At 63.3% G+C, this 23,580-nt stretch carries 24 protein-coding genes; 16 read left to right on the plus strand and 8 right to left on the minus strand.

Annotated features, from left to right (window positions below; genetic code table 11):
- The first annotated feature begins 63 nt into the window (after window positions 1-63).
- The 7 genes from ACGYLA_RS07800 to ACGYLA_RS07830 all read left to right on the plus strand — a co-directional run bounded on the left by ACGYLA_RS07800 (window position 64) and on the right by ACGYLA_RS07830 (window position 5,847).
- Window positions 64-1,596, plus strand: coding sequence for an acyl-CoA carboxylase subunit beta (locus ACGYLA_RS07800; protein ID WP_168612268.1), 1,533 nt, complete (start codon window positions 64-66; stop codon window positions 1,594-1,596).
- 105 nt (window positions 1,597-1,701) lie between these two features.
- A complete protein-coding gene (locus tag ACGYLA_RS07805; protein WP_394431627.1) occupies window positions 1,702-1,956 on the plus strand; it encodes a Rho termination factor in 255 nt (84 codons plus the stop codon).
- Entirely contained in the window at window positions 1,854-2,354 is a 501-nt protein-coding gene (locus ACGYLA_RS07810) for a DUF6497 family protein (protein ID WP_394431629.1), read from the plus strand. The genes ACGYLA_RS07805 and ACGYLA_RS07810 overlap by 103 nt, the downstream gene beginning before the upstream one ends.
- 214 nt (window positions 2,355-2,568) lie before the next feature.
- Entirely contained in the window at window positions 2,569-2,709 is a 141-nt protein-coding gene (locus ACGYLA_RS07815; protein WP_162931863.1) for a hypothetical protein, read from the plus strand.
- 81 nt (window positions 2,710-2,790) lie between these two features.
- Complete coding sequence (locus tag ACGYLA_RS07820; protein ID WP_067261657.1) at window positions 2,791-3,138, plus strand: hypothetical protein; 348 nt, start codon at window positions 2,791-2,793, stop codon at window positions 3,136-3,138.
- A gap of 319 nt (window positions 3,139-3,457) precedes the next feature.
- Window positions 3,458-3,664, plus strand: coding sequence for a hypothetical protein (locus tag ACGYLA_RS07825; RefSeq protein ID WP_067261646.1), 207 nt, complete (start codon window positions 3,458-3,460; stop codon window positions 3,662-3,664).
- 137 nt (window positions 3,665-3,801) lie between these two features.
- Window positions 3,802-5,847 (plus strand): acetyl-CoA carboxylase biotin carboxylase subunit, encoded by a 2,046-nt coding sequence (locus ACGYLA_RS07830; RefSeq protein ID WP_394431631.1) that lies wholly within the window; start codon window positions 3,802-3,804, stop codon window positions 5,845-5,847.
- Between the two features lie 42 nt (window positions 5,848-5,889).
- On the opposite strand, the gene ACGYLA_RS07835 is transcribed toward ACGYLA_RS07830, so the two are convergent.
- Window positions 5,890-6,345: a DUF4174 domain-containing protein gene (locus tag ACGYLA_RS07835; RefSeq protein WP_394431633.1), complete on the minus strand. Its 456-nt coding sequence runs from the start codon at window positions 6,343-6,345 to the stop codon at window positions 5,890-5,892.
- Window positions 6,346-6,510: 165 nt separating this feature from the next.
- Between ACGYLA_RS07835 and scpA the strand changes: the two genes are divergently transcribed.
- From scpA to ACGYLA_RS07860, 5 genes are all read left to right on the plus strand, one after another.
- Window positions 6,511-8,652, plus strand: coding sequence for a methylmalonyl-CoA mutase (gene scpA, locus ACGYLA_RS07840; RefSeq protein WP_209219048.1), 2,142 nt, complete (start codon window positions 6,511-6,513; stop codon window positions 8,650-8,652).
- Window positions 8,652-9,173 (plus strand): GNAT family N-acetyltransferase, encoded by a 522-nt coding sequence (locus ACGYLA_RS07845; RefSeq protein ID WP_394431636.1) that lies wholly within the window; start codon window positions 8,652-8,654, stop codon window positions 9,171-9,173. The genes scpA and ACGYLA_RS07845 overlap by 1 nt, the downstream gene beginning before the upstream one ends.
- Window positions 9,174-9,225: 52 nt before the next feature.
- Window positions 9,226-9,906 (plus strand): TerB family tellurite resistance protein, encoded by a 681-nt coding sequence (locus ACGYLA_RS07850; protein ID WP_394431638.1) that lies wholly within the window; start codon window positions 9,226-9,228, stop codon window positions 9,904-9,906.
- On the plus strand, window positions 9,906-10,907 hold the full coding sequence (locus ACGYLA_RS07855; protein ID WP_394431640.1) for an endonuclease/exonuclease/phosphatase family protein: 1,002 nt from the start codon (window positions 9,906-9,908) through the stop codon (window positions 10,905-10,907). Before ACGYLA_RS07850 ends, ACGYLA_RS07855 begins: the two co-directional genes overlap by 1 nt.
- Window positions 10,908-10,984: 77 nt before the next feature.
- Window positions 10,985-11,350 carry a hypothetical protein gene (locus ACGYLA_RS07860; protein WP_276153849.1) on the plus strand — a complete coding sequence of 122 codons (366 nt, stop codon included), beginning with the start codon at window positions 10,985-10,987 and terminating at the stop codon, window positions 11,348-11,350.
- On the opposite strand, the gene ACGYLA_RS07865 is transcribed toward ACGYLA_RS07860, so the two are convergent.
- From ACGYLA_RS07865 to ACGYLA_RS07880, 4 genes are all read right to left on the minus strand, one after another.
- On the minus strand, window positions 11,347-12,930 hold the full coding sequence (locus ACGYLA_RS07865) for a Ppx/GppA family phosphatase (protein ID WP_394409900.1): 1,584 nt from the start codon (window positions 12,928-12,930) through the stop codon (window positions 11,347-11,349). The two genes, ACGYLA_RS07860 and ACGYLA_RS07865, sit on opposite strands and share 4 nt — an antisense overlap.
- 83 nt (window positions 12,931-13,013) lie before the next feature.
- Window positions 13,014-15,188: an RNA degradosome polyphosphate kinase gene (locus ACGYLA_RS07870; RefSeq protein WP_394431643.1), complete on the minus strand. Its 2,175-nt coding sequence runs from the start codon at window positions 15,186-15,188 to the stop codon at window positions 13,014-13,016.
- Window positions 15,189-15,249: 61 nt separating this feature from the next.
- Entirely contained in the window at window positions 15,250-15,930 is a 681-nt protein-coding gene (locus tag ACGYLA_RS07875) for a chromosomal replication initiator DnaA (RefSeq protein ID WP_394414854.1), read from the minus strand.
- Between the two features lies 1 nt (window position 15,931).
- On the minus strand, window positions 15,932-17,014 hold the full coding sequence (locus ACGYLA_RS07880; protein WP_067265471.1) for an AI-2E family transporter: 1,083 nt from the start codon (window positions 17,012-17,014) through the stop codon (window positions 15,932-15,934).
- Between the two features lie 188 nt (window positions 17,015-17,202).
- Between ACGYLA_RS07880 and proS the strand changes: the two genes are divergently transcribed.
- From proS to ACGYLA_RS07900, 4 genes are read left to right on the plus strand one after another with little or no spacing between them, the layout of a single operon-like run.
- Complete coding sequence (gene proS / locus ACGYLA_RS07885; RefSeq protein ID WP_394409909.1) at window positions 17,203-18,543, plus strand: proline--tRNA ligase; 1,341 nt, start codon at window positions 17,203-17,205, stop codon at window positions 18,541-18,543.
- Between the two features lie 8 nt (window positions 18,544-18,551).
- Complete coding sequence (locus tag ACGYLA_RS07890; RefSeq protein ID WP_394431646.1) at window positions 18,552-19,058, plus strand: DUF2937 family protein; 507 nt, start codon at window positions 18,552-18,554, stop codon at window positions 19,056-19,058.
- A gap of 54 nt (window positions 19,059-19,112) precedes the next feature.
- Window positions 19,113-20,408, plus strand: coding sequence for a lipoprotein-releasing ABC transporter permease subunit (locus ACGYLA_RS07895; RefSeq protein ID WP_394431648.1), 1,296 nt, complete (start codon window positions 19,113-19,115; stop codon window positions 20,406-20,408).
- Entirely contained in the window at window positions 20,401-21,084 is a 684-nt protein-coding gene (locus ACGYLA_RS07900) for an ABC transporter ATP-binding protein (protein WP_394431650.1), read from the plus strand. Before ACGYLA_RS07895 ends, ACGYLA_RS07900 begins: the two co-directional genes overlap by 8 nt.
- Window position 21,085: 1 nt before the next feature.
- Here ACGYLA_RS07900 and ACGYLA_RS07905 read toward each other — a convergent pair whose 3' ends face one another.
- From ACGYLA_RS07905 to ACGYLA_RS07915, 3 genes are all read right to left on the minus strand, one after another.
- Window positions 21,086-21,763: a hypothetical protein gene (locus ACGYLA_RS07905; RefSeq protein WP_394431652.1), complete on the minus strand. Its 678-nt coding sequence runs from the start codon at window positions 21,761-21,763 to the stop codon at window positions 21,086-21,088.
- Between the two features lie 190 nt (window positions 21,764-21,953).
- Window positions 21,954-22,427 carry a GIY-YIG nuclease family protein gene (locus ACGYLA_RS07910; protein ID WP_394431654.1) on the minus strand — a complete coding sequence of 158 codons (474 nt, stop codon included), beginning with the start codon at window positions 22,425-22,427 and terminating at the stop codon, window positions 21,954-21,956.
- The coding region (locus ACGYLA_RS07915; RefSeq protein WP_394431656.1) for a toprim domain-containing protein at window positions 22,420-23,580 on the minus strand (1,161 nt) is incomplete at its 5' end. The genes ACGYLA_RS07910 and ACGYLA_RS07915, both read right to left, overlap by 8 nt.

The raw sequence follows: 23,580 nt of genomic DNA on the forward strand, positions 1-23,580 counted from the left end.
AATTGCGCTTTGGTCAGTTGCGCTCCTCCGGTAGACTGGTCGAAATCACAATAGGGGTGCGTCATGAAAGACATTCTCGAACAACTGGAGCGGCGTCGCGAAGATGCGCGTTTGGGCGGCGGTCAAGCACGGATCGATGCGCAGCACGGCCGCGGCAAGCTCACCGCGCGGGAGCGGGTCGATCTGCTGCTCGACGAAGGCTCGTTCGAGGAATTCGACATGTTCGTCACCCACCGCTGCACCGATTTCGGCATGCAGGATCAGAAGCCCGCGGGCGATGGCGTGGTCACCGGCTGGGGCACGATCAACGGCCGCCTTGTCTATGTCTTTAGCCAGGATTTCACCGTCTTCGGCGGCTCGCTGTCAGAGACACATGCCCAGAAAATCTGCAAGATCATGGACATGGCAGTGCAAAACGGCGCGCCGGTGATCGGCATTAACGATTCCGGCGGCGCGCGCATCCAAGAAGGCGTGGCAAGCCTCGCAGGCTATGCCGAGGTCTTCCAGCGCAACATCGAAGCCTCCGGCGTGATCCCTCAGATCAGCGTCATCATGGGCCCCTGCGCGGGCGGGGCGGTCTATTCGCCCGCGATGACCGACTTCATCTTCATGGTCAAAGACAGCTCCTATATGTTCGTCACCGGTCCGGACGTGGTGAAAACCGTCACCAACGAAGTCGTCACCGCCGAAGAGCTGGGCGGCGCCACGACCCACACGCGCAAATCCTCCGTCGCCGACGCGGCCTTCGAGAACGATGTGGAGGCACTGGCCGAGGTGCGCCGCCTCGTCGATCTGCTGCCCGCCAATAACCGTGAAAAACCGCCGGTCCGTCCCTTCTTCGACGATCCCAACCGGATCGAGCCCTCGCTCGACACGCTGGTGCCCTCCAACGCCAACACGCCCTACGATATGAAGGAATTGATCCTCAAACTGGCGGATGAGGGTGACTTTTACGAAATCCAAGAGGAATTCGCCAAGAACATCATCACCGGTTTCATCCGCCTTGAGGGGCGTACCGTCGGCGTGGTGGCCAACCAACCGATGGTGCTGGCGGGCTGCCTCGACATCGACAGTTCGCGCAAAGCGGCGCGTTTCGTGCGTTTCTGCGACGCCTTCGAGATCCCGATCCTCACGCTCGTCGACGTGCCCGGCTTCCTGCCCGGCACCGGTCAGGAATTCGGCGGTGTCATCAAACACGGCGCGAAACTGCTCTTCGCCTATGGCGAGGCGACGGTGCCGATGGTCACCGTCATCACGCGCAAAGCCTATGGCGGCGCCTATGACGTGATGGCCTCGAAACACCTGCGCTCGGATTTCAACTACGCTTGGCCCACCGCCGAAGTCGCCGTGATGGGCGCCAAAGGCGCGACCGAGATCATTCACCGCAAGGATCTGAACGACCCCGAAAAGATCGCCAAACACACCAAAGATTATGAGGATCGTTTCGCCAATCCCTTCGTGGCCGCCGAACGTGGCTTCATCGACGAGGTGATCCAGCCGCGCAGCACCCGCAAACGGGTCGCCCGCGCCTTCGCCTCTCTGCGCAACAAAAAAGTGCAGACCCCGTGGAAGAAACACGACAACATCCCGCTTTGAGCGCCATCATGCAGCTTCATCCTTTCTCAAATACCGATCCCACGAGGGCCGCGCGCGGAACCCTCGGCGGGCTGGGTGGTTTTCCTTGCAAAGGAGGACCGGATCATGCCGAATTCATCCATCAAGGACGAAGAGACCTACAAGTCCCTGCGCGAGGATGGGGCGAGCAAGGAGAAAGCCGCCCGCATCGCCAATGCGCAGGCCAACGACAGCCAGCATCCCGGCAAGAAGGGGGGCAAACAGCCGCCCTACGAGGATTGGACCAAGGACGATCTCTACGACCGGGCGCAGGAGCTCGGGATCGAAGGGCGCTCGGACATGGACAAGGACGCGCTGATCTACGCGCTGCGCAACCACTAGGTGCTCTTCTGCGCCGGGCCTGGCTGCCAGCCCTGCTGGCGGTCGGGCTTGCAGCCCCCGCGCGGGCCATTGATGTCCCATCTGGACAAACAGTTGACCTGCAAGAGGTCTTGGTCGAGGAACTCGGCGGTGAGACTTGGCTTCGCTTCCGTTTCATTGCGCCGCAGATTGCCAAAGGGCCGGGGGCCATCGCCTATGACCGCGCCGCGCCGGATATGGAGCATCTCTGCGCGGTCGTCGCACTTCCTTACATGACCGAACATGCGTTGGCAGGGCAGGTGATCGTCGTCTCCCTCGCCGACCGTCCGGTGGAATTCGGCGCGGCCGACCCCGAAGCGACCCAGTATTTCGAAGCTTTCCGGGCGCAGGATGACACCTGCATTTGGGAGGGTTTGTGATGCGCAGGCAATATCTTGCAAGAATCCGCCGATCCTCGGATTGGAATGATGCTTTGGAGTCACAACGTGACCGATTGCACTTGCAACCGTATCCATTGCCATGTGAATCGCATATGATGCGGTCAAGGAATACCCACGTATCCCTTACCTCAGAACCCGGGCTTGGCCGGCGTGTTGTCGTGTCAGGTTCATTTAACATTAATAGGAGATATACATGTCCAAGAGCATCAAGTTGCTGGCAGCTATCGGTTTCGTCGCAGCGGTTTCGGCCTGCGCACAGCAAGAAGAAGAGTTTGTCGTGGTCGAGCCCGAGCCCATCTCGGTTGAGCCCGTCTACACCGGCAAGTACAAGTAATGCCGTTGCAGGGCAGGCGTTTGCGCCTGCCCTGATCCCAGCCACCCCTGCAACCGGGAGGGGTGTCTGATGCCCGCCTATATGCTAAAACACCGCGGGTTCCCCGGGCGTCTGCCCGGCACCGATTTCCAATTCACCATTCGCCGCCCGAACCCCAAAGGGGTCACGCCCATCACCCGGCGTGAGCGTCGCCCCGACCGCCGCGCCCCGGATCGCCGCGCCGATACCGCCTTTGTTAAAGCCCTTTGGGAAGCCTTTGGCGAACACCCTTTCGAGCGGGGCAATCTTGATGCGGGCCGTCTGTCTTGGCTCTTTGGCCGCGAGGTTCTGCCCGCGACCGATCCTTTCGACCCTGCCGATTACGAAGCGCTGTTGGTGCTCGACGTGGCCGCCGCCCGCGCCGCATTCCCCGAAGCTTTCGAGGATTGATCGGCATGATGTCGCCGCGCCTGTTTGCAGATCAGCATGGCTTTGCCGAAGTTCCGTTCGGGACTGGCGCAGGCTTGGCGCCGCTGCGGGCTTGGGCCAAGCTTGCCTTGGCTAGCGGCACATCATTTGTCCTTCGTGCCGTTGGACATGAAGACCATACCCCTTCCCCTATCGGGCAGTCGCGCGCTTGTGCGGGGCTGCCCGACTTTTCGAAAGGGTGGTTTTCGCGCCACAGGGCAGCAGACCGAAAAACCGACCGGGAACTTGTCAAACGGCAGGGCGTTGGTCGGATAGTAGATAGCAGTGAAGGAACAGGCACATGTCCATTCGTAACATCATTCTCGCGCTTGGCGCGACAGCCGGTCTGGCCGCATGCGGTGACAACATCGGCGAGCAGGGTCTGGGCGGCGCAGCCGTCGGCGCAGGTGCGGCAGCCGTTACAGGCGGGTCGCTGGCGCAGGGCGCAGCCATCGGCGCTGCGGCCAACGTCGGGTACTGCCAGCTCAACCCCGGCAAGTGTAACTGATCACAGCCCAATAGCCGCTTTGCCCGCCCTTCGCGCGGGCAGGGCGGCCTCCCCTTTCATCTTTACCCTACAGGCACCCGCGCAGCCCCGGCTGACGCGGCATTTTGCGTGGCCTGTCACCGTCAAAGGAACTGCTGATGTTTGACAAGATCCTCATTGCCAACCGGGGCGAAATCGCCTGCCGCGTGATCAAGACCGCCAAGAAAATGGGCCTGACCACCGTGGCGATCTATTCCGATGCGGACGCGCAGGCGCTGCATGTGGAAATGGCGGATGAGGCCATTCACATCGGCCCTCCCCCGGCGAACCAGTCCTATATCGTCATCGACAAGGTGATGGAGGCGATCAAGCAATCGGGCGCGCAGGCGGTGCATCCGGGCTACGGTTTTCTGAGCGAAAACAGCAAGTTCGCCGAAGCGTTGGAGGCCGCTGGCGTGGCCTTCGTCGGCCCGCCGAAAGGGGCCATCGAGAAGATGGGCGATAAGATCACTTCGAAAAAGATCGCCAAAGAGGCCGGGGTTTCCACCGTGCCGGGCTATATGGGGCTGATCGAAGACGCCGAGGAAGCGGTGAAGATCTCCAATGACATCGGCTACCCGGTGATGCTCAAAGCCTCCGCTGGCGGTGGTGGCAAGGGCATGCGGATTGCTTGGAACGACGAAGAGGCCCGCGAGGGTTTCCAATCGTCCAAGAACGAGGCCGCGAATTCCTTCGGCGATGACCGTATCTTCATTGAAAAATTCGTGACGCAGCCGCGCCACATCGAAATTCAGGTGCTCTGCGATGCCCACGGCAACGGCATCTATCTGGGCGAGCGTGAATGTTCGATCCAGCGCCGCAACCAGAAGGTCGTCGAAGAGGCGCCGAGCCCTTTCCTTGACGAAGCCACCCGTAAAGCGATGGGTGCACAGGCCGTCGCGCTGGCCCAAGCCGTGGGCTACACCAGTGCGGGCACGGTGGAATTCATTGTCGACGGCGACAAGAACTTCTACTTCCTCGAGATGAACACCCGCCTTCAAGTGGAGCACCCGGTCACCGAGTTGATCACCGGTGTGGACCTCGTGGAGCAGATGATCCGCGTGGCCAATGGCGAGAAGCTGTCGATCACGCAAGACGACGTGACACTGACCGGTTGGGCCATCGAAAACCGTCTTTATGCCGAGGATCCCTACCGCGGCTTCCTGCCCTCCATTGGCCGTCTGACCCGCTACCGCCCGCCGCAGGAAGTGGCCGCGGGGCCGCTCTTGGAGCAGGGGACATGGCAGGGCGATGCGCCCGCAGGCGACATGGCCGTGCGCAACGATACCGGCGTCTACGAGGGCGGCGAGATCTCGATGTATTACGACCCGATGATCGCCAAGCTCTGCACTTGGGCGCCGACCCGCGAAGAGGCGATCGAGAAGATGCGCGTGGCGCTCGACAGTTTTGAGGTCGAGGGCATCGGGCACAACCTGCCCTTCCTCAGCGCGGTGATGGATCACCCCAAGTTCGTCTCGGGCGAGATGACCACCGCCTTCATCGCCGAGGAATATCCCGATGGTTTCGAAGGTGTGACCCTGCCGGAGAGCGAGCTGCGCCGCATCGCCGCCGCCTGTGCCGCCATGCACCGCGTTGGCGAAATCCGCCGCGCCCGCGTCTCGGGCCGAATGGACAACCACGAGCGTAAAGTCGGCAGCGACTGGAACGTGAAGCTTCAGGGTGAGAACTTTGATGTTGTCACCAAGGCCGATCCCGAAGGGGCGACGGTGGCTTTCTCCGACGGCAGCGAAATGCGGGTCAGCGGTGATTGGACCCCGGGCGACCAACTGGCCGAGATGACCGTCGATGGCGCGCCTCTGGTGCTGAAGGTCGGCAAAATCTCAGGCGGCTTCCGCATCCGCACCCGCGGTGCGGACCTAAAGGTCCATGTCCGCACGCCGCGTCAGGCGGAACTGGCGGCCCTGATGCCCGAAAAGCTGCCGCCAGACACGTCGAAGATGCTGCTCTGCCCGATGCCGGGTCTGGTGGTGAAGCTCGACGTCGAAGTGGGCGACGAGGTTCAGGAGGGCCAAGCGCTCTGCACCATCGAGGCCATGAAGATGGAAAACATCCTGCGCGCCGAGAAGAAGGGCGTCGTCAGCAAGGTCAACGCGGGCGCGGGCGACAGCCTTGCGGTGGACGATGTGATCATGGAGTTCGAATAGGGTGCGAGGCGGGGGCGATCAGGGCGGGCAGGGCGCGGGGCATCAGCGGATGATGTCGCGCTCCTTCGCCTCTCTGATCTCTCGCTGCCTCAGCGGCATCTTGTCGATGCTACGGGTGATCTCGCGCACGTCCCAAGGGAAGGGTTTGCGCAGCTCGATCTGGCCTTCCTTGTCGACCAGCACCAGCATGAAACCACGCGGGCGCATCCGCAGCCGCAGCGGGCTCTGCGCGGCGGGGTCGGTATCGGTCAGCACGACGACATCGCGCAGGCGCAACTCATCCTCACGCTCGCGGAGGTATTCCATCTGCGCGACGAAGGCGGGGTCGTTCTCGGAATTGGCAAAGACCAGCACGGGCCGTTTGGTCCATTGGAAGGTGCTGAGATCGGCCATATCGGCAGGCAGGAACAACGGATCCTCCATCGGGGCATCCGCCCCTTGGGCCATGGCGGCCGTGGTCATCAATCCTGCAAAAACTAGTGAGATCAAACGTTTCATCAAGGCTCCTGTCCCCTCAAATATAGGGGGCCTGTGCCAGTTTGCGAAGGGCAAAGCGCCGCAGGGGCAATTTATCCCCCTAGGGGCGCGGCCTTTGACAATTCAGCCGCCACAGTTGCGCAGGCCGATGCCTGCCGCCGGGCGCTAAGGGAGAAGGACAAGCATATGACATCCGACCAAAAGGACGCGAAGGCGCGTTGGCAGGAACTGGCCACGGGCGAACTGCGCGGGCGCAGCCTTGACGATCTGACGTGGAAGACGCTGGAGGGGATCGACGTCCAGCCGCTCTACACCGCCGAGGACGTGGACGGGCTGGAGCATCTCGGCAGCATTCCCGGCGAAGCGCCGTTTACGCGCGGCGTGAAGGCCACGATGTACGCCGGCCGTCCCTGGACGATCCGGCAATATGCGGGTTTCTCCACCGCGGAGGAATCAAACGCCTTCTACCGACGCGCCTTGGCGGCAGGCCAGCAGGGTGTCTCCGTCGCCTTCGATCTGGCGACGCACCGCGGCTATGACAGTGATCATCCCCGCGTTGAGGGCGATGTCGGCAAGGCGGGCGTGGCCATCGACTCTGTCGAGGACATGAAGATTCTCTTCGATGGCATTCCGCTCGATCAGGTCTCGGTCTCCATGACGATGAACGGCGCGGTGATCCCGATCCTCGCCAATTTCATCGTCGCGGGCGAGGAACAGGGCCACGACCGGGCCAAGCTCTCGGGCACGATCCAGAACGACATCCTCAAGGAATTCATGGTGCGCAACACCTATGTCTACCCGCCGGAGCCGTCGATGCGGATCATCGGGGACATCATCGAATATACCTCGGATCACATGCCCAAGTTCAACTCGATCTCGATCTCGGGCTACCACATGCAGGAGGCGGGGGCGAACCTCGTGCAGGAACTGGCCTTCACCATCGCCGACGGGCGCGAATATGTGCGCACGGCGATTGCGGCGGGTATGGACGTGGACCGCTTCGCGCCGCGTCTGTCGTTCTTCTTCGCCATCGGCATGAACTTCTTCATGGAGGCTGCCAAGCTGCGCGCCGCGCGCCTCCTGTGGTCGCGGGTGATGGAGGAGTTCGAGCCTAAGAACCCCAAGTCCTCGATGCTGCGGACCCACTGCCAGACTTCCGGCGTCAGCTTGGCCGAACAGGACCCCTACAACAACGTTGTGCGCACCGCTTACGAGGCGCTTTCGGCGGTGCTGGGCGGCACCCAGTCGCTGCACACCAACTCGCTGGATGAGGCCATCGGCCTGCCCACCGACCATTCCGCGCGTATCGCCCGCAACACCCAGCTGATCCTGCAGGAAGAGACCGGCATCACCAATGTCGTCGACCCGCTGGCAGGCTCCTACTACGTCGAGAAGCTGACCGCCGATCTGGCAGAGGCGGCGTGGAAGCTGATCGAGGAGGTCGAGGAGATGGGCGGCATGACCAAGGCGGTGGCCTCCGGCATGCCCAAGCTCAGGATCGAGGAAGCCGCGGCGCAGCGACAGGCAGGCATCGACCGCGGCACCGAGGTGATCGTGGGCGTCAACAAGTACCGCCGCGACAAGGAAGAGCCGATCGACATTCTCGACGTCGACAACGTCAAGGTGCGCGCAGGACAGGTGGCGCGTCTGGAGCGCATCCGCGCCGAGCGCGACGAAGAGGCCTGCACCGCCGCCTTGGCAGAACTGACACGGCGGGCGGCCGAGGGCGGCAACCTGCTCGACGCCGCGGTCGAGGCCGCGCGCGCACGCGCCACAGTGGGGGAAATCAGCATGGCGATGGAAAAGGAATTCGGACGGCACCGGGCCGAGGTCAAGACGCTCTCGGGTGTCTATGGCGCGGCCTATGAGGGCGACGCGGGCTTTGCCGACATCCAGAAATCGGTCGATGAATTCGCCGAGGCCGAAGGCCGCCGCCCGCGTATGCTGGTGGTCAAGATGGGCCAGGACGGCCACGACCGCGGTGCCAAGGTGATCGCCACTGCCTTTGCCGATATCGGCTTTGACGTGGACGTGGGCCCGCTGTTCCAGACCCCTGCGGAGGCCGCGCAGGACGCCGTGGACAACGACGTGCATGTCATCGGCATCTCCAGTCAGGCGGCGGGGCATAAGACGCTGGCGCCACAGTTGATCCAAGCGCTGAAGGATGCGGGCGCCGAGGATATCCTCGTGATCTGCGGCGGGGTGATTCCGCAGCAGGACTACAAGTTCCTGCAAGACGCGGGCGTGAAGGCGATCTTCGGCCCCGGCACCAATATCCCAACCGCCGCGCAGGATATCCTGAAGCTGATCCGCGAGACGCGGAAGTGATGCAAGACGACGGAAGCGCCGCCCTGAGAGGCGGCGCGATCCGCCCCGCCGTGGCGCAGGATGCCGCCGCCGTGGCGGCGCTGTGGAACGGTATGATCCGCGACAGCCTGTCGACCTTCACCACCGACGAAAAGACGCCGGCGGAGATCGCAGCGCTGATCGCCGCCCGCGCCAATGCCTTTTGGGTGGCCGAAGGGGAGGGCGCGGTGCTGGGCTTTGTCACCTATGGCAGTTTTCGCGGCGGGCCGGGCTATGCCGCGACGGTGGAGCATAGCATCGTCCTGTCCGCGGCGGCGCAGGGGCAGGGGCTGGGCCGCGACCTGATGACACAGGCCATAGAGGCGGGGGCGGCGCAGGGCTGTCACACCATGGTTGCCGCGATCAGCAGCGCCAATCCCGGCGCTGTGACGTTCCATGAAAAACTGGGCTTTGCACAGGTCGGGCGGATGCCCGAGGTGGGGCGCAAACATGGCCAATGGCTCGATCTCATCTTGATGCAAAAAACGCTGACTGCATCCTGACTTCCCCGATGCCAGCGGTTAAGCTGGGGGCCGAATACCAAAGGGTCAGCCCATGTCGATCTGGACGCGCATCTCCGAAGCTCTGTCAGCCCTCACCGCGGGCGAAGGGCTGTCGGCTGTCTTTGACCGGCTGCGCAGCCCGCCCGAGCGCTCGGTCGCCTTTACCATCGCGGTGATCGCGCTTGGCGCCAAGATGGCCAAGGCCGATGGGCTGGTGACCCGCGATGAGGTGACCGCCTTTCGCGAAGTGTTCCAGATTGCCGAGGCGGATCAGGAAGGGGCGGCGCGGGTCTTTAACCTTGCCCGCCAAGACGTAACCGGTTTCGAGGATTACGCCCGCCGCATCGCGCGGATGTTCAGTGACCAGCCTCAGACCCTGCATGACCTGATGGAGGGGCTGTTTCACATCGCGATGGCTGATGGCATCTACCACCCCAACGAAAACGCCTTCCTTGAGGATGTGGCCGCGATTTTCGGCATAGATGAAGAGGCTTTCGCCTCGCTGAAAGCGCGTTTCGTGCCGGATAGCTCGCCCCTGCCGCGCACGGTTCTGGGCATCGGCCCCAATGCGACGTTGGAAGAGGCCCGACGCGCCTGGCGGCGGCTGGTGCGCGAGAACCATCCCGATGCGCTGGTGGCGCGCGGCCTGCCGCAAGAGGCGATCAAGATGGCCGAGAAACGCATGATCGACATCAACCGCGCATGGGAAACGCTCTCGGGCAAACACGCTTGATGCGCATCGCGACCTACAATGTTGAGTGGTTCGCGAGCCTTTTTGACGATGACAACCGGCTTCACGACGATGACGCTTGGGCCGGGCGGCACGGGGTGACCCGTGCGCAGCAGACGGCGGCTTTGGGCCAAGTGTTCAGCGCGCTGGATGCCGATGCGGTCATGGTGATCGAAGCGCCGAACCACGGGCGGCGGCAATCCACCGTGGCGGCGCTTGAGCATTTCGCCGCGCGGTTTTCCCTGCGCACGCGGGCCGCTGTCATGGGGTTTTCCAACGACACCGAGCAAGAGATCGCGCTGCTCTATGACCCCGACAAGCTCAGCGCCCGCCATGTACCTCAGGGTGCCACCAATGCCCCGCGCTTTGACCAGACGCTGCGGATCGACCTTGACGTGGATGCGACGGAAGACGCGGTGGTCTTTTCCAAACCGCCCTTGGAGTTGGAGGTCACCACGAAGGCCGGTTTCGTCTTTCAGATGATCGGCGCGCATCTCAAATCCAAAGCGCCCCATGGGGCCAAGTCCAAGGCCGATGTGTTGCGCATCGCCATCGCCAACCGGCGCAAACAATTGGCACAGGCGATCTGGCTGAGGCGGCGGATCGACATGCATTTGGCGGCGGAACGGCCCGTGATGGTCTTGGGCGATTTAAACGACGGGCCGGGGCTGGATGAATTCGAAAGCCTGTTCGGGCGGTCCTCGGTCGAGATCGTGCTGGGGCAGGGGGCGGCGGCGCTCTTCGACCCTCATGCCAAACAGGCGCTCAGCCGCCGTTTGGGGGCCGCGCCAACGAGCGCGCGTTTCTGGATCGCGCCGGAGGAACGCTATCTTCAGGCGCTGCTAGACTACATCATGGTCAGCCCGCAGATCGCCGCCCGTGCGGCCCGCTGGCGGATTTGGCATCCGATGGATGATCCGGCCTGCTGGCAAGACGTCGCCCTGCGCGACGCGCTGCTGGCCGCTTCGGATCACTTTCCCGTCACGCTGGATGTCGATCTTTAGGCGGGGGGCTGCCAGCGGCGTGGCGTAAGACTGGACATGCGCGCGGGGCCGCCTACCTCAATCCCATGACACGCTTTATGCCCCTTATCGCTCTTTGTACGGTGCTGCCCCTCGCAGCCCATGCGCAGGAAGAATCCGAAGAACGCGGCCTCGGCCTGATGGAGCGCGGCGCGCAGATGTTCATGGACGGGATCATGGATGAGATGGGCCCGGTCATGGAGGGGTTTGAAGGGTTCACCGAGGCCATGCGCCCCGCGCTGCGCGATTTCGCGCGGGAGATGGGGCCGAAGCTTACGGAGCTTTTGGACGAGGTCGAGGATTGGAGCGCCTATCAAGCGCCCGAGATGCAGCCCAACGGCGATATCATCATCCGCCGCAAGCCCGATCATCCGATGGTCCCGCCAGAGACCCCAACCGAACCCGCGCCGCAGATCGAGCTTTAACGCGCGGCGCGTTTGCCGGTCCGGACATGCACCTCTGCCTCAAGCGATTTCGCGAGTGAGTTCAGCCGCGCCTCTGCGACCTCGCCGAAAAGCGGCACCATGTCGGGGGTGAGCCAGAGTTCCAATTGCTTCTTCTTGGGGAACCAGCGCAATTCGCCGCGCTGTTCGCCCTTGTCCATCCAGAGCATCGCACCAAAGCGCATGGCTTTGCCAAGGATTTCGGCCTCCAACCGGGTCTTTTCGTCGACCATTTCATAGAGGTCTTCGAAACGCGTGTTTTCACGCTTGTTGGAATAGCGGTGCAGCAGGGCGAGCCCGAGGTAGATGCGTTCGGCGTGTTTCAGCCCGCCGAGATTGGCGCGGGTGGCATTGTCGAAACATGTCTCGGCCCGGTAGTCGGGATGCGCGCGCCAACTGACGTCGTGCAACAGGCAGGCCGCTTTGACCAAACGCCTACGGGCGTGGGGGGCAGAGCGGTAGAGCGGCAGGATGAAGTTATAGAGCACCTTGCCGAAACCGGGCATCCGCGCGTCTTTGGCCTCGGCGAAATAGCAGGCTTCGATCAGCGGATCCCGGTCGCGCAGGCGCTGCGGCATCTGCTCATAGAGCATGCCTTCGCGGATGCCGTAGCTGGAAATGGCGATGTCCTTGGGCCGGAAAGTCTTGACCAGCCGGCTCAGCACCTCCGCGGCATAGGGCACCAGCGACATCCGGCTGGAGGAGACACCGCAAGCGCTGCGCAATTCCTCAAGATCGGAGGTTTGGATAAATTTCACCGTCTCGCGAACCGAGGTCACGGTCATGCGGTATTCGTGTAGCACATGCAGTGGATAGCCCCGGCGGTACATGTCGATCCGCGCGATTGCGCGCCATGAGCCGCCCACAAGGAACAGCCGGTCGCGCTGGCTGCCCATCTTTTCCTGAAGCCCGGTGATGACCTCTTTGATATGCGCGTGCCGTCCTTTGGCACCACCCTTGAGGTCGCGCAGCTTGAGCGGGCCGAGCTGGGAGGTGACCCGCCGCCCGACGCGCCCGCCCGAGATTTCGGCAAGCTCCATCGAAGAGCCGCCGATGTCGCAGACAAGGCCGTAAGCGCCGGGCCAGCCCAAAAGCACCCCTTGCGCCGAGAGCCGCGCCTCTTCCTCGCCGTCGATCACCCAGATGCGCAACCCGGTCTCGCGCAGCACATCGGCGCAAAAGGCGCGGCCATCGCTGGCATCGCGTACCGCCGCCGTGGCGACGACGGTAAGTTCCGACAGGCCCATCCCATCGGCCAGTTTGCTGAACCGCCGCAGGGCCGAAAGCGCGCGGGCGCGCCCTTCGGGGGACAGATGCCCGGTCTCGGCCATGCCCGCGCCCAAGGCGCACATGATCTTTTCGTTGTAAAAATAGGCCGGAGAGCGCGCCGCGCCGTCAAAGACCACCAGCCGGACGGAGTTCGACCCCACATCCACCACGCCGACGCGCGCCAGCGCCCGCGCGCCCGGATCCTGAAACAAGGGTTTTCCGAAAAGGCCCAGTTCCGCCACACCCGTCTCAGGGACGGGGGCGGCTCGGGAAGGGTCGGTCTGGTCTGCCATCAATGCTCCTGCGGGCCATCCGTTTCACTGGATAATTGGCGCAGGGGGGCGGTGAGGTCAATTGCCAAAGGGGCGCTTGCCGGTCAATCCTCGGTATGGGTTAGCTTGGGCACATCCGACGCCCCGGCGCTGCCCCGACCGGAAAGCGAGGGGTTTTCCATGAAAAAGCGGTGGCAGCTGAAGGCGAAAGTGCCTTCGGGGATCGCCGGGCGGGTGAATTTACCATCCGGCCCCATGACCCAGCTTTGCGCCACGTCAGCCAGATTGGCCGCCATGATTTGGCTGGTGATCTGCGCCTTGACGGTGGGGTTCTCGATCTCGACCAATGTCTCGACCCGGCGGTTCAAGTTGCGGCCCATCCAATCGGCAGAAGACATGAAGACCCGTGCCTTTTTATGCGGCAGCCCGTGGCCATTGCCGAAACAGACGATGCGGCTGTGTTCCAAAAAGCGCCCGATGATGGATTTGACGCGGATGTTGTCCGACAGCCCCTTCACCCCGGGGCGCAGCCCGCAGATGCCGCGAATGACGAGGCTGATTTCCACCCCGGCTTGGCTAGCGTCATACAGCGCGTCGATCACCTCGGCGTCGATCAACGCGTTCATCTTGGCCCAGATCACGGCGGGGCGTCCGGCGCGGGCATGTTCGGCCTCGGCCCGGATCATCTCAAGCAGGCGCGGCTTGAGCGTCGTGGGGGAGATGGCGAGGTTTTCCAACTGCTCCGGCGGGGCGTAGCCCGACAGGAAATTGAACACTTTCGTCGCATCGCGCCCTAGGCTGGAATCGCAGGTGAAGAGCGACAGGTCCGTATAAATCCGCGCGGTGATCGGGTGGTAGTTGCCGGTGCCGTAGTGGGTATAGGTCACCAGTTGATCACCCTCGCGGCGCACCACGGTCGAGATCTTGGCGTGGGTCTTGAGGTCGAGAAAACCGTAGACCACATGCGCGCCCGCCCGCTCCAACCGGCGCGATTGGCGGATGTTGGCAGCCTCATCAAAGCGGGCCTTCAGCTCGACCAGCGCGGTGACCGATTTGCCATCCTCCGCCGCTTCGCAAAGCGCGCTAACGATGGGGCTGTCGCGCGAGGTGCGGTAGAGCGTCTGCTTGATCGCCACCACATCTGGGTCGCGCGCCGCTTGGGCAAGGAAACGCACCACCATGTCGAAGGTCTCGTAGGGGTGGTGCAGCAGCATGTCTTTCTGCCGGATCGCCGCGAACATATCGCCGTCATGGTCGCTGACGCGCTCAGGCACGCGGGGGGTAAACTGCGGCCAGAGCAGGTCGGGCCGCGCATCGGTCACCAGTTTCGACAGGTCGGCGATGCCCAACATGCCGTCGATCTCGATCACGTCTTGGGGGCGTACGCAAAGCTCGCGCATGACGACGGATTTCAGTTTTTCGGGCGCGCCGGCGGAATGGGTCAGGCGCACGACTTCGCCCCGGCGGCGGCGTTTCAGCGCGACTTCGAATTCCCGCACGAGGTCTTCGGCCTCGTCCTCTACCTCAAGATCGCTGTCGCGCAGCACACGGAATTCGAAATGCGCCTTGAGTTTGTAGCCCGGAAAGAGGTTGGGAATATTGATGATCAGCAGATCTTCAAGCGGCAGATAGCGCAGGCAGCCATCGGGGGCGGGCAGGGGCACGAAACGGTCGATCTGCGCCGGGATCGGCAGCAGCGCCTGTAACGGGCGTTTGTCGCGGGTGCGTTCCAGTTGCAGCGCCAGCGCGTAGCCGGTGTTGGGAATGAAGGGGAAGGGGTGCGCGGGGTCGATCGCCAGCGGCGAGAGCACGGCGAAGACTTGGTTGAGGAAGACCCCTTCGAGATGTTTGTAATCGGCCTCGGTCAGATCGGCTGTGCGCTCCAGCATGATGTTCTGCGCGTCCATCTCGGCCATGAGGTCGACCAGCACCCGTTGCTGGGACATCATCAGATTGCGCGCGTCTTCGTTGATCAACACCAGTTGCTCACCGGGGCTCAGCCCATCGGCGGCGGCGGTGGTGTTGCCCGCCTGCGCAAGCTCGCGCAGGCCCGCCACGCGCACGGTATAGAATTCATCGAGGTTGGTGGCCGAGATCGACAGGAAGCGCAGCCGTTCCAACAGCGGCACGCGCGGGTTCTCGGCCTCTTCCAGCACGCGCCAGTTGAAGTCGAGCCAGCTCAACTCACGGTTAAAGAACCGGCCCGGCCCGGCTGTATCAAGCTCGGGCAGATCGGTGGCGGGCGGAAAGGGCGCTTGCAGGAAATCGGCTTGGGTCATGCGGGCCTCATGACATTGGAATGTAACGGGTTTGCGAAGGCTTGCGTTAATTATTCCAGTATCACGTGCGCGGCGGGGCGATGTCCAGCACCTGCGCGGCCAGTGCGCGGGTCAGGGGGCGCTTCTGTGCAAGGCTGGCGGCATCCAGCCGGTCGACCAGCGCGATGGCGGCGGCAAAGGATCGGTCCATCCGCGTCATGAGGTAGTTGATCAGTTCCGGCTTGGGCGTCAGTTGCCGGTCGGCCAGCAGTTTGACCAGCAGGGCCGAGAGCAGCGCATCGTCGGGCGCCTCCATCTCGACCATCGTGGCACCGCGCATCCGGCTGACCAGATCGGGCAGCGTGAGGCCCCAATGCGCCACCGGCCCGGTGCCGGTGAGCAGCAGCGCCTGACCTTCGGCCAGCACGAGGTTGTGCAGATGAAAGAGCGCCGTTTGCGCCGCCGCGTCTCCGGCGATCAGATGCACGTCCTCCACGGCCACGGGGCCACGGGCGAGGGCGGGAATATCGGCCTCCAGCAGGTCCGCCGCACTGATGATCCGCGCGCCCGAAAGGTCCGCCCAAACATGCGTCAGATGCGTCTTGCCTGAGCCTTGCGGCCCAGTCAGCGCCAGCTTGCCGCCCGCCCAACCGCGCCAGCCGTCGATCATCGCCATGGCCATGGCGTTGGAGGGGGCGACAAAGAAAGCGTCGCGGCCCAGAGCCGTTCGGCTGGGCAGGTTCAACCCGAGTTGGTGGGCCATGTTAGCGGATGTCCTCGTCGACGGTCGTTTCAGGCTCTCGGCCTTTGTAGAGCACGCTTTCGCGGTAGCGCGCCGTGGCAAAACGCGCGATCACCCCGATGGCGGCGGCCACGGGCACCGCGACCAGCAGACCCACGAAGCCGAAGAGCGTGCCGAAGACCGACAACGCCAGCAGCAGCCAGACCGGGTGCAGGCCGACCGAATTGCCGACGAGCTTTGGTGTCAGCAGGTTGCCCTCGACCACTTGGCCCAGCACGAAGATGCCCGCGACGAGACCGATGGAGAGCCAATCGCCCCAGAATTGGAACAATGCCAGACCGATCGCCAGCGCCCCGCCGATCAAAGCGCCGAGGTAGGGGATGAAGGTCACCAGCCCCGCGACAAAGCCGACGACGAGGCCGAATTGCAGCCCCACCAGCATCAACGCCACGGCGTAATAGGTGCCAAGGATCAGGCAGACCGTGCCCATGCCGCGCACGAAAGAGGCCAACGTCGCGTCGATCTCGCGCGCCAATTGGCGAATCGTCGGGGCATGGTCGCGCGGCAGCAGCCGGTCGATGGCGGCGACCATACGGTCCCAATCGAGCAGCAGGTACACCGCGACCACGGGGACGATGACGAACAAGAGCAAGACGTTGATCAGCGAGGCAAAGGAGGCCAGCGCGGTTTGCAGCAATTGCCCGCCGCGTTCCTGAATGGTGGTGCCCAGCGTCGTCAACGAGGTGCGCAGGGTCGAATCATCGTCCAAGAGAGAGGGGAAACGGTCGGTGATGAAATCGGTGAAATTACGGGTCAGCTTGGGCGCGGTCTCGATCAGGTTCACGGTCTGGTTCACCAGCGTCGGGATCACCAAAAGCGCCATCAGCACGAAGACCAAAAGCGCCACCACGGTGATGACGGCGGTGGCCATGGTGCGGCTGAGCCCCAAACGCTCCAACCGGTCGGCCACGGGGTCAAGGAAATAGGCAATCGCCCCGCCCAGCAGGAAGGGCAGCATCACATCGCCGATGAACCACAGCGCCACCATGAACACCGCTGCCGCGATGCCCCAGTACTTCAATTGGTCTCTGATTGGCAGGGCCATGGCGCTCTCCGGCAGGGAATGCCATCACATCGCCCATGTGGCGTTTTGTTTCAAGTCTTGGCTGCGGGTGGCGCGCGCGGATCAGGCGGCCGTGGCAGTATGCCAAGCCGCAGCTATGCCGCGCGATGTGATTGTCTCGCCCTTTGACATGCACTAGTCAGGGGGCAATGCGTCAATGAGGAAACACCATGCGTCTGTCCCAATATTTTCTACCCGTGCTGAAGGAAAACCCTGCCGAGGCGCAGATCGTCAGCCACCGGTTGATGCTGCGGGCGGGGATGATCAAGCAATCCAGCGCGGGGATCTATTCCTGGCTGCCGCTGGGCTACAAGGTGCTGCGCAAGGTCGAAGAGATCGTGCACCAAGAGCAGCAGCGCGTGGGCCATATCCCGATGCTGATGCCAACGCTGCAATCGGCGGACCTGTGGAAGGAATCGGGCCGCTATGACGCCTATGGCCCCGAGATGCTGCGCATTCGCGACCGGCAGGACCGCGACATGCTCTATGGTCCCACCAACGAAGAGATGATCACCGATATCTTCCGCAGCCACGTTGGCTCTTACAAAGACCTCCCGCTGACGCTCTACCACATCCAATGGAAGTTCCGTGACGAGATCCGCCCGCGTTTCGGCGTGATGCGGGGGCGTGAGTTCCTGATGAAGGACGGCTATAACTTCGACCTCACCAAAGAGGACGCGTTGCACGCCTATAACCGCCATCTGGTCAGCTACCTGCGCACCTATGAGCGGATGGGCCTGCAAGCGATCCCGATGCGCGCCGACTCTGGCCCCATCGGCGGCGATGACACGCATGAGTTCCTCGTGCTGGCCGAAACGGGCGAGTCGGAGGTTTTCTACGACAGCGAGATCACCGATCTGACCTTTGGCGACCGCGAGATCGACCCCAATGATCACGACGCCTGCCGCGCGGTGCTGGAGGAGTTCACCTCGCGCTACGCCCGCACGGATGAGACCCACGATCCGGAGGTTTTCGCGCAGGTACCGGAAGAACGCCAGCGCAGCGCGCGCGGCATCGAAGTGGGGCAAATCTTCTATTTCGGCACCAAATATTCCGACGCGATGAACGCCAAGGTGCAGGGGCCGGACGGCAAACAGGTGCCGGTGCATATGGGCAGCCACGGCATCGGCGTCAGCCGCCTGCTGGGCGCGATCATCGAAGCCAGCCATGACGACAAGGGCATCATCTGGCCCGAGGGGGTGACGCCCTTCCACGCGGGGATCGTGAACCTCAAACAGGGCGATGCGGAGGCCGACGCGGCCTGCGACGCACTTTACAACAGCCTCAAGGCGCTGGGCCTCGATCCGCTGTATGACGACCGCAAGGGCGGGGCGGGGATGAAGTTCGCCACGATGGACCTCATCGGTCTGCCATGGCGCATCACCGTCGGCCCGCGCGGGCTGAAGAACGGCGTGGTCGAACTTACCAGCCGCCGCACGGGCGAGAGCGAGGAACTGCCGCCCGAACAGGCGGTTGAGAAGATCGCCAAGATCTACGCCGGTATCGTCTGAGGGCCGCGATGATCCTTCGGGCGCTGACATTGGCCGGTGGGATCGTAAGCGCAGGCATTGCCGCACAAGGCCCGGGGTTCACCCGGGCCTATGTGTTTCAACTGGAGGCGGCGGAGCAGCGCCTCGCCAAAGTCGTGGCGGATTTTGATGCCGCCGCGCAGGCCGCAGGGCTGAACCGGGACAACGCCGTAGCGCGGCTGCGCGGATCGGCGCTGCTGGAGCGCCGGGGCTTGGACCTGCGCCGCAACATCGAACGGCAAGGGTGGCTTGAGGCCACATTGCCGAGGCTCCAATCAGCGGGCCCCTTCCTGCGCTGCTATCTGCTATGGCGCAGCCCGGATGCCGAAGCTTTGCGCGCCGCCCTGCGCGGCTTTGCCCCCACCGCCCCGCGCAGCCGGGCCGAATGGCTCTTCGCCGGTTTGGGGTTCATCGCGGGGGCCAGTCTCACCCGCCTGCTGCTATGGCTGCCCACATGGCCCGCGCGCTTCCGCCGCCGCCGGGCATTGCGTTCTTGACCCTGCTGGGGCAAAGCCTCAGGTTGCGCGCACCTCAGACCGGAGCCTTCCCGCATGGCCAGCAAACCCACACGCACCGCCCCATTCGCGGCCTTTGAATGGATGATCGCTTGGCGCTACCTGCGCGCCCGCCGCGCCGAAGGGGGCGTCAGCGTCATGACGTGGATCAGCCTTATCGGCATCACGTTGGCGGTCTTTGCGCTGATCGCCACGCTTTCGGTCCGCTCAGGGTTCCGCGCCGAGTTCGTCGATACGATCCTCGGGGCCAATGCCCATGTCACCGTCTACACGATGGGCGAGGTGCGGCCCAACGGCCAGATCGACCGCACCATCGACAACTACGAGGAAATGGCCGAGGCAGTGCGGCAGGTGCCGGGCGTGACCCGCGTGGCCCCGCTGGTGCGGCAACAGGTCATGGCCAACCGCCGCCAGTCCAACGCGGGGGTCGAGGTTTTCGGTATCGCTTCGGATGATTTGATGACCATCCCCGGCATCCAGCCTTCGGAGCGTTCTTTCGGTGACATCACGCGTTTTGAAGAGGGCATGGCCATCGGCAGCGGCGTGGCGCAGTCCTTGGGCGTGCAGGTCGGCGATAGCGTCAAGCTGATCTCGCCCAATGGGGTAAAGACCGCCTTTGGCACCAGCCCGCGGGTCAATGCCTATGAGGTGGTCTATATCTTCTCTGCCGGGCGCTACGATATTGATAAAACACGGGTCTACCTGCCGATCACCGAGGCGCAGAGCTTTTTCAACCGCGAGGGCGTGGCGGATGAGCTGGAGGTCATGGTCGAAGACCCGGAAGGGGTGGACGCCATGGCGCCCGCGCTGATGCAGGCGGCGGGTGAGCGCGCGCAGGTCTGGACGTGGCGCGACGCCTCAAGCTCCTTCCTCTCGGCGCTCGACATCGAGGACCGGGTGATGTTCGTGATCCTCAGCGTTCTGGTGCTGATCGCGGCGATGAACATCGTTTCGGGGCTGATCATGCTGGTCAAGAACAAGGGCCGCGACATCGGCATCCTGCGCACAATGGGGCTGTCTGAGGGTTCGGTGCTGCGGGTGTTCTTCATCTGCGGGGCCTTCACGGGCATCATCGGCACCGCCGCGGGCGTCGTGCTGGGGGTGCTGTTTGCCACTTACGTCGACCAGATCTTCGGCTTCGTGAACTACCTCAGCGGCGGCAATGCCTGGGATGCCTCGATCCGGGGCATTTATTTCCTGCCCGCGAAACTGCAACTGGGCGATGTGCTCTCAGCCGTGGCGCTGTCGCTCGGTCTGTCCTTCGTCGTCACGATCTTTCCCGCCCGCCGCGCGGCGCGGATGAACCCGGTGGAGGCCCTGCGCTATGAATGATCCCGTCCTGCGTCTGAGCGGCATTTCCAAGGCCTACAATTCCGGTGCGCCGAACGAGGTGCAGGTGCTGCGCGGCATCGACCTTGAGGTGGCCCCCGGCGAGGTGGTGGCGCTGGTCGCACCCTCCGGGGCTGGCAAGTCGACGCTGCTGCATATCGCGGGGCTTTTGGACACCGCTGACAGCGGCACGGTGGAGATCGGGGGCGATGACCTGACGGGCCAGAGCGACCGCCGCCGGACGGCCGTGCGCCGCGCCGACGTGGGCTTCATCTACCAGTTCCACCACCTGCTGCCCGAGTTCACGGCGCTGGAGAACATCGTGTTGCCGCAGCTGGCAAATGGCGTGGCGCGCAAGGAGGCCGAGGCGCGGGCGCGGGAGCTACTGACGCAGGTCGGCATCGCCGAGCGCGCCGATCACCGCCCCGCCGCCATGTCGGGCGGTGAGCAGCAGCGGGTGGCCTTCTGCCGCGCGCTGGCCAACGCGCCGCGGCTTCTGCTGGCGGATGAGCCCACGGGCAACCTTGACCCCTCGACCTCGGATCAGGTCTTTGCCGCGCTGATGGCGCTGGTGCGCGGCACCGGGCTTTCGGCGGTGATCGCCACGCATAACCTTGAACTGGCGGCCCGGATGGACCGGCAAATTCGGCTCGACGCGGGGCAGTTGCTGCCGGTCTGACTCAGCCGCAGATGTTTTCTAACTCGACCCCGTCCCAGGGCAGGCCCACGTCATAGGGGCGGCTTTGGGGCAGGGGGGCCACGGGCATGACCTCCGACAGCATCGCATGCAGCCGCTTGGTGCGCGGCGCCTGCGGGTCGAGCGCGCGGCAGCAAACGAATTCCTCAACGATCGAGCCTTGTTGCTCATAGCCAAAATCGAGAAACCGCGGCTTGGTATCCACGTCGAAGAGGTAGGGGTCCGGACTGGTGAACTGCTCGGAGGCCGCGCGCAGGGGCGTGTAGCCGGTGAGGTCGCGGTTCTGCCATTGCCAGACATGGGTGATCTCATGCGCCAGCAGCATGGCGGCGATCAGCCCGATGCGGTCGGGGTGATCGGGCAGGTAATCCTCGAGGTACCAGTCCTTGTCGAAGAGCACACGGTTGAAGAGCGCCACGGCGGCGGGTTTCGAGGTGACGGTCTCGCCCACCTGCGGCGGCAGAATGCGCTCGCGGCAAGTGGTGCGCGGGCGCGGCTTGCGGCGGAAGGTGACCGCGCGGGTGGGGGCGCCGTCATGCAGGCGCACGCGGTCGTAGTTGAGGGTGGGCCCGTGGATGGTGGCGAGATAGGCGCGTTCGTTGTCCGTCAGCGGTCGACCGCAGGCGGCGAGGAGGAGGCAGAGGAGAAGCGCGCGGATCATGGGATGAGTTAGGCGCGGGGGAGGTTGTGGATCAAGGGGGAAGTTTGGGGTGATCGCGGACGGTACAGGTAACTGCTGTCGCGGTCCCGACCTATCGTTGTGTGGAAGCCCCTTCCCCATGGGGGGAAGGGGCTATGCGCCAAAGGCGCAGGGGATACGGACAGATGTGGCTGGCTAGTAAGGCTATTTCTTAGTGAGAGTCGAAACCCGTCAATTCAAGATCCAGTTCAATCGTTGCATACAACTCTAACAGATATTGCTCGATCGGATCAGGCACTTCCAAGAATCGAAAACTCATTGATCTAATCGCATCAATCTCATCGCGAAATGTCTGACCATACTCCGGATGTTCAACAATCGCTTGTCTGCTATTTACTGAAGAGTAAGTAGCCTTAGCAATCTCTGGGTGTTTTGCCCTTGTTCGCTTTAACGCGAAAGATGCGGAATTGTGAGACCTTGTTGTATGAGCTCGGAACCGGCCCTCCAAATTTCGGGTGCGGCCTACATACACAGGGTCCTCGTTCTCATAGAGTATGTATATTTCTGACTTACCCTTATCTTTAACGCTGGCCCTAAACTTCTCTATTGGCATATTCGTCAGTGCTTCAAACAGACTTGGAATCTTACCCGTATAGTCCGAAAAACTTTTCTTCCCCTCAAACATCCAACTCCTCCACAAACTGCGCGTTCTGCTGAATATACGCGAACCGCATCTCCGGCTTCTTCCCCATCAGCCGTTCCACCAGATCCCCGGTCTCGCCCGGTACGTCCTCGTCCACGGTCACGCGGATGAGCTTGCGGGTCTCAGGGTCCATCGTGGTCTCCTTGAGGTCCTTCGCGTCCATCTCGCCCAGACCCTTGAAGCGGCTGACGTCGATCTTGCCCTTACCGCCGAGGCCCTTCTCCAACCACATGTTTTTCTCGGCCTCGTCGAGGCAATAGACCCGTTTCGCACCTTGGGTCAGGCGGAACAGGGGCGGGCAGGCCAGGTATAGGTGACCCGCGTCGATCAGCGGGCGCATCTGGGTGAAGAAAAAGGTCATCAGCAGCGAAGCGATATGCGCCCCATCGACGTCGGCGTCCGTCATGATGATGATCTTGTCATAGCGCAGATCGTCGAGGTTGAACTTCGTGCCCATGCCGACGCCAAGCGCCTCGCAGAGGTCGTTGATCTCGGCATTGGTCGTCAGCTTGCTGGAGGCAGCGCCCAACACGTTGAGGATCTTGCCCTTAAGCGGCAGCAGCGCCTGCGTATTGCGGTTGCGCGCGCCTTTGCCGGAACCGCCCGCCGAGTCGCCCTCGACGATGAACAACTCCGTGCCTTCACGCGTCTTGCTGGTGCAGTCGGTCAGCTTGCCGGGCAGACGCAGTTTCTTCGTGGCGCTCTTCCGCGCCGTTTCCTTTTCCTGCTTCCGGCGCATCCGCTCTTCGGCGCGCAGCACGAGGAAATCGAGGATGGCGCCGGCAGATTTCGTATCCGCTGCCAGCCAGTTGTCGAAATGGTCGCGCACGGCGTTTTCCACCAGACGCTGCGCCTCGGTGGTGGCGAGGCGGTCCTTGGTCTGGCCCACGAACTCCGGCTCGCGGATGAAGCATGACACCAGCGCGCAGCCGCCGGTGATCAGGTCATCGCGGGTGATGTCCTTGGCCTTGCGGTTGTTGGCCAGCTCGCCATAGGCGCGGATGCCCTTGAGGATCGCCGCCCAGAAGCCGCTTTCATGGGTGCCGCCCTCGGGGGTCGGGACGGTGTTACAGTAGGACTGGATGAAACCGTCGCGCGCGGGCGTCCAGTTGATCGCCCATTCGACCTTGCCCGG

It is taken from the genome of Sulfitobacter sp. 1A13679 (assembly GCF_043557115.1).
GTDB classification, from domain to species: Bacteria; Pseudomonadota; Alphaproteobacteria; order Rhodobacterales; family Rhodobacteraceae; genus Sulfitobacter; species Sulfitobacter faviae.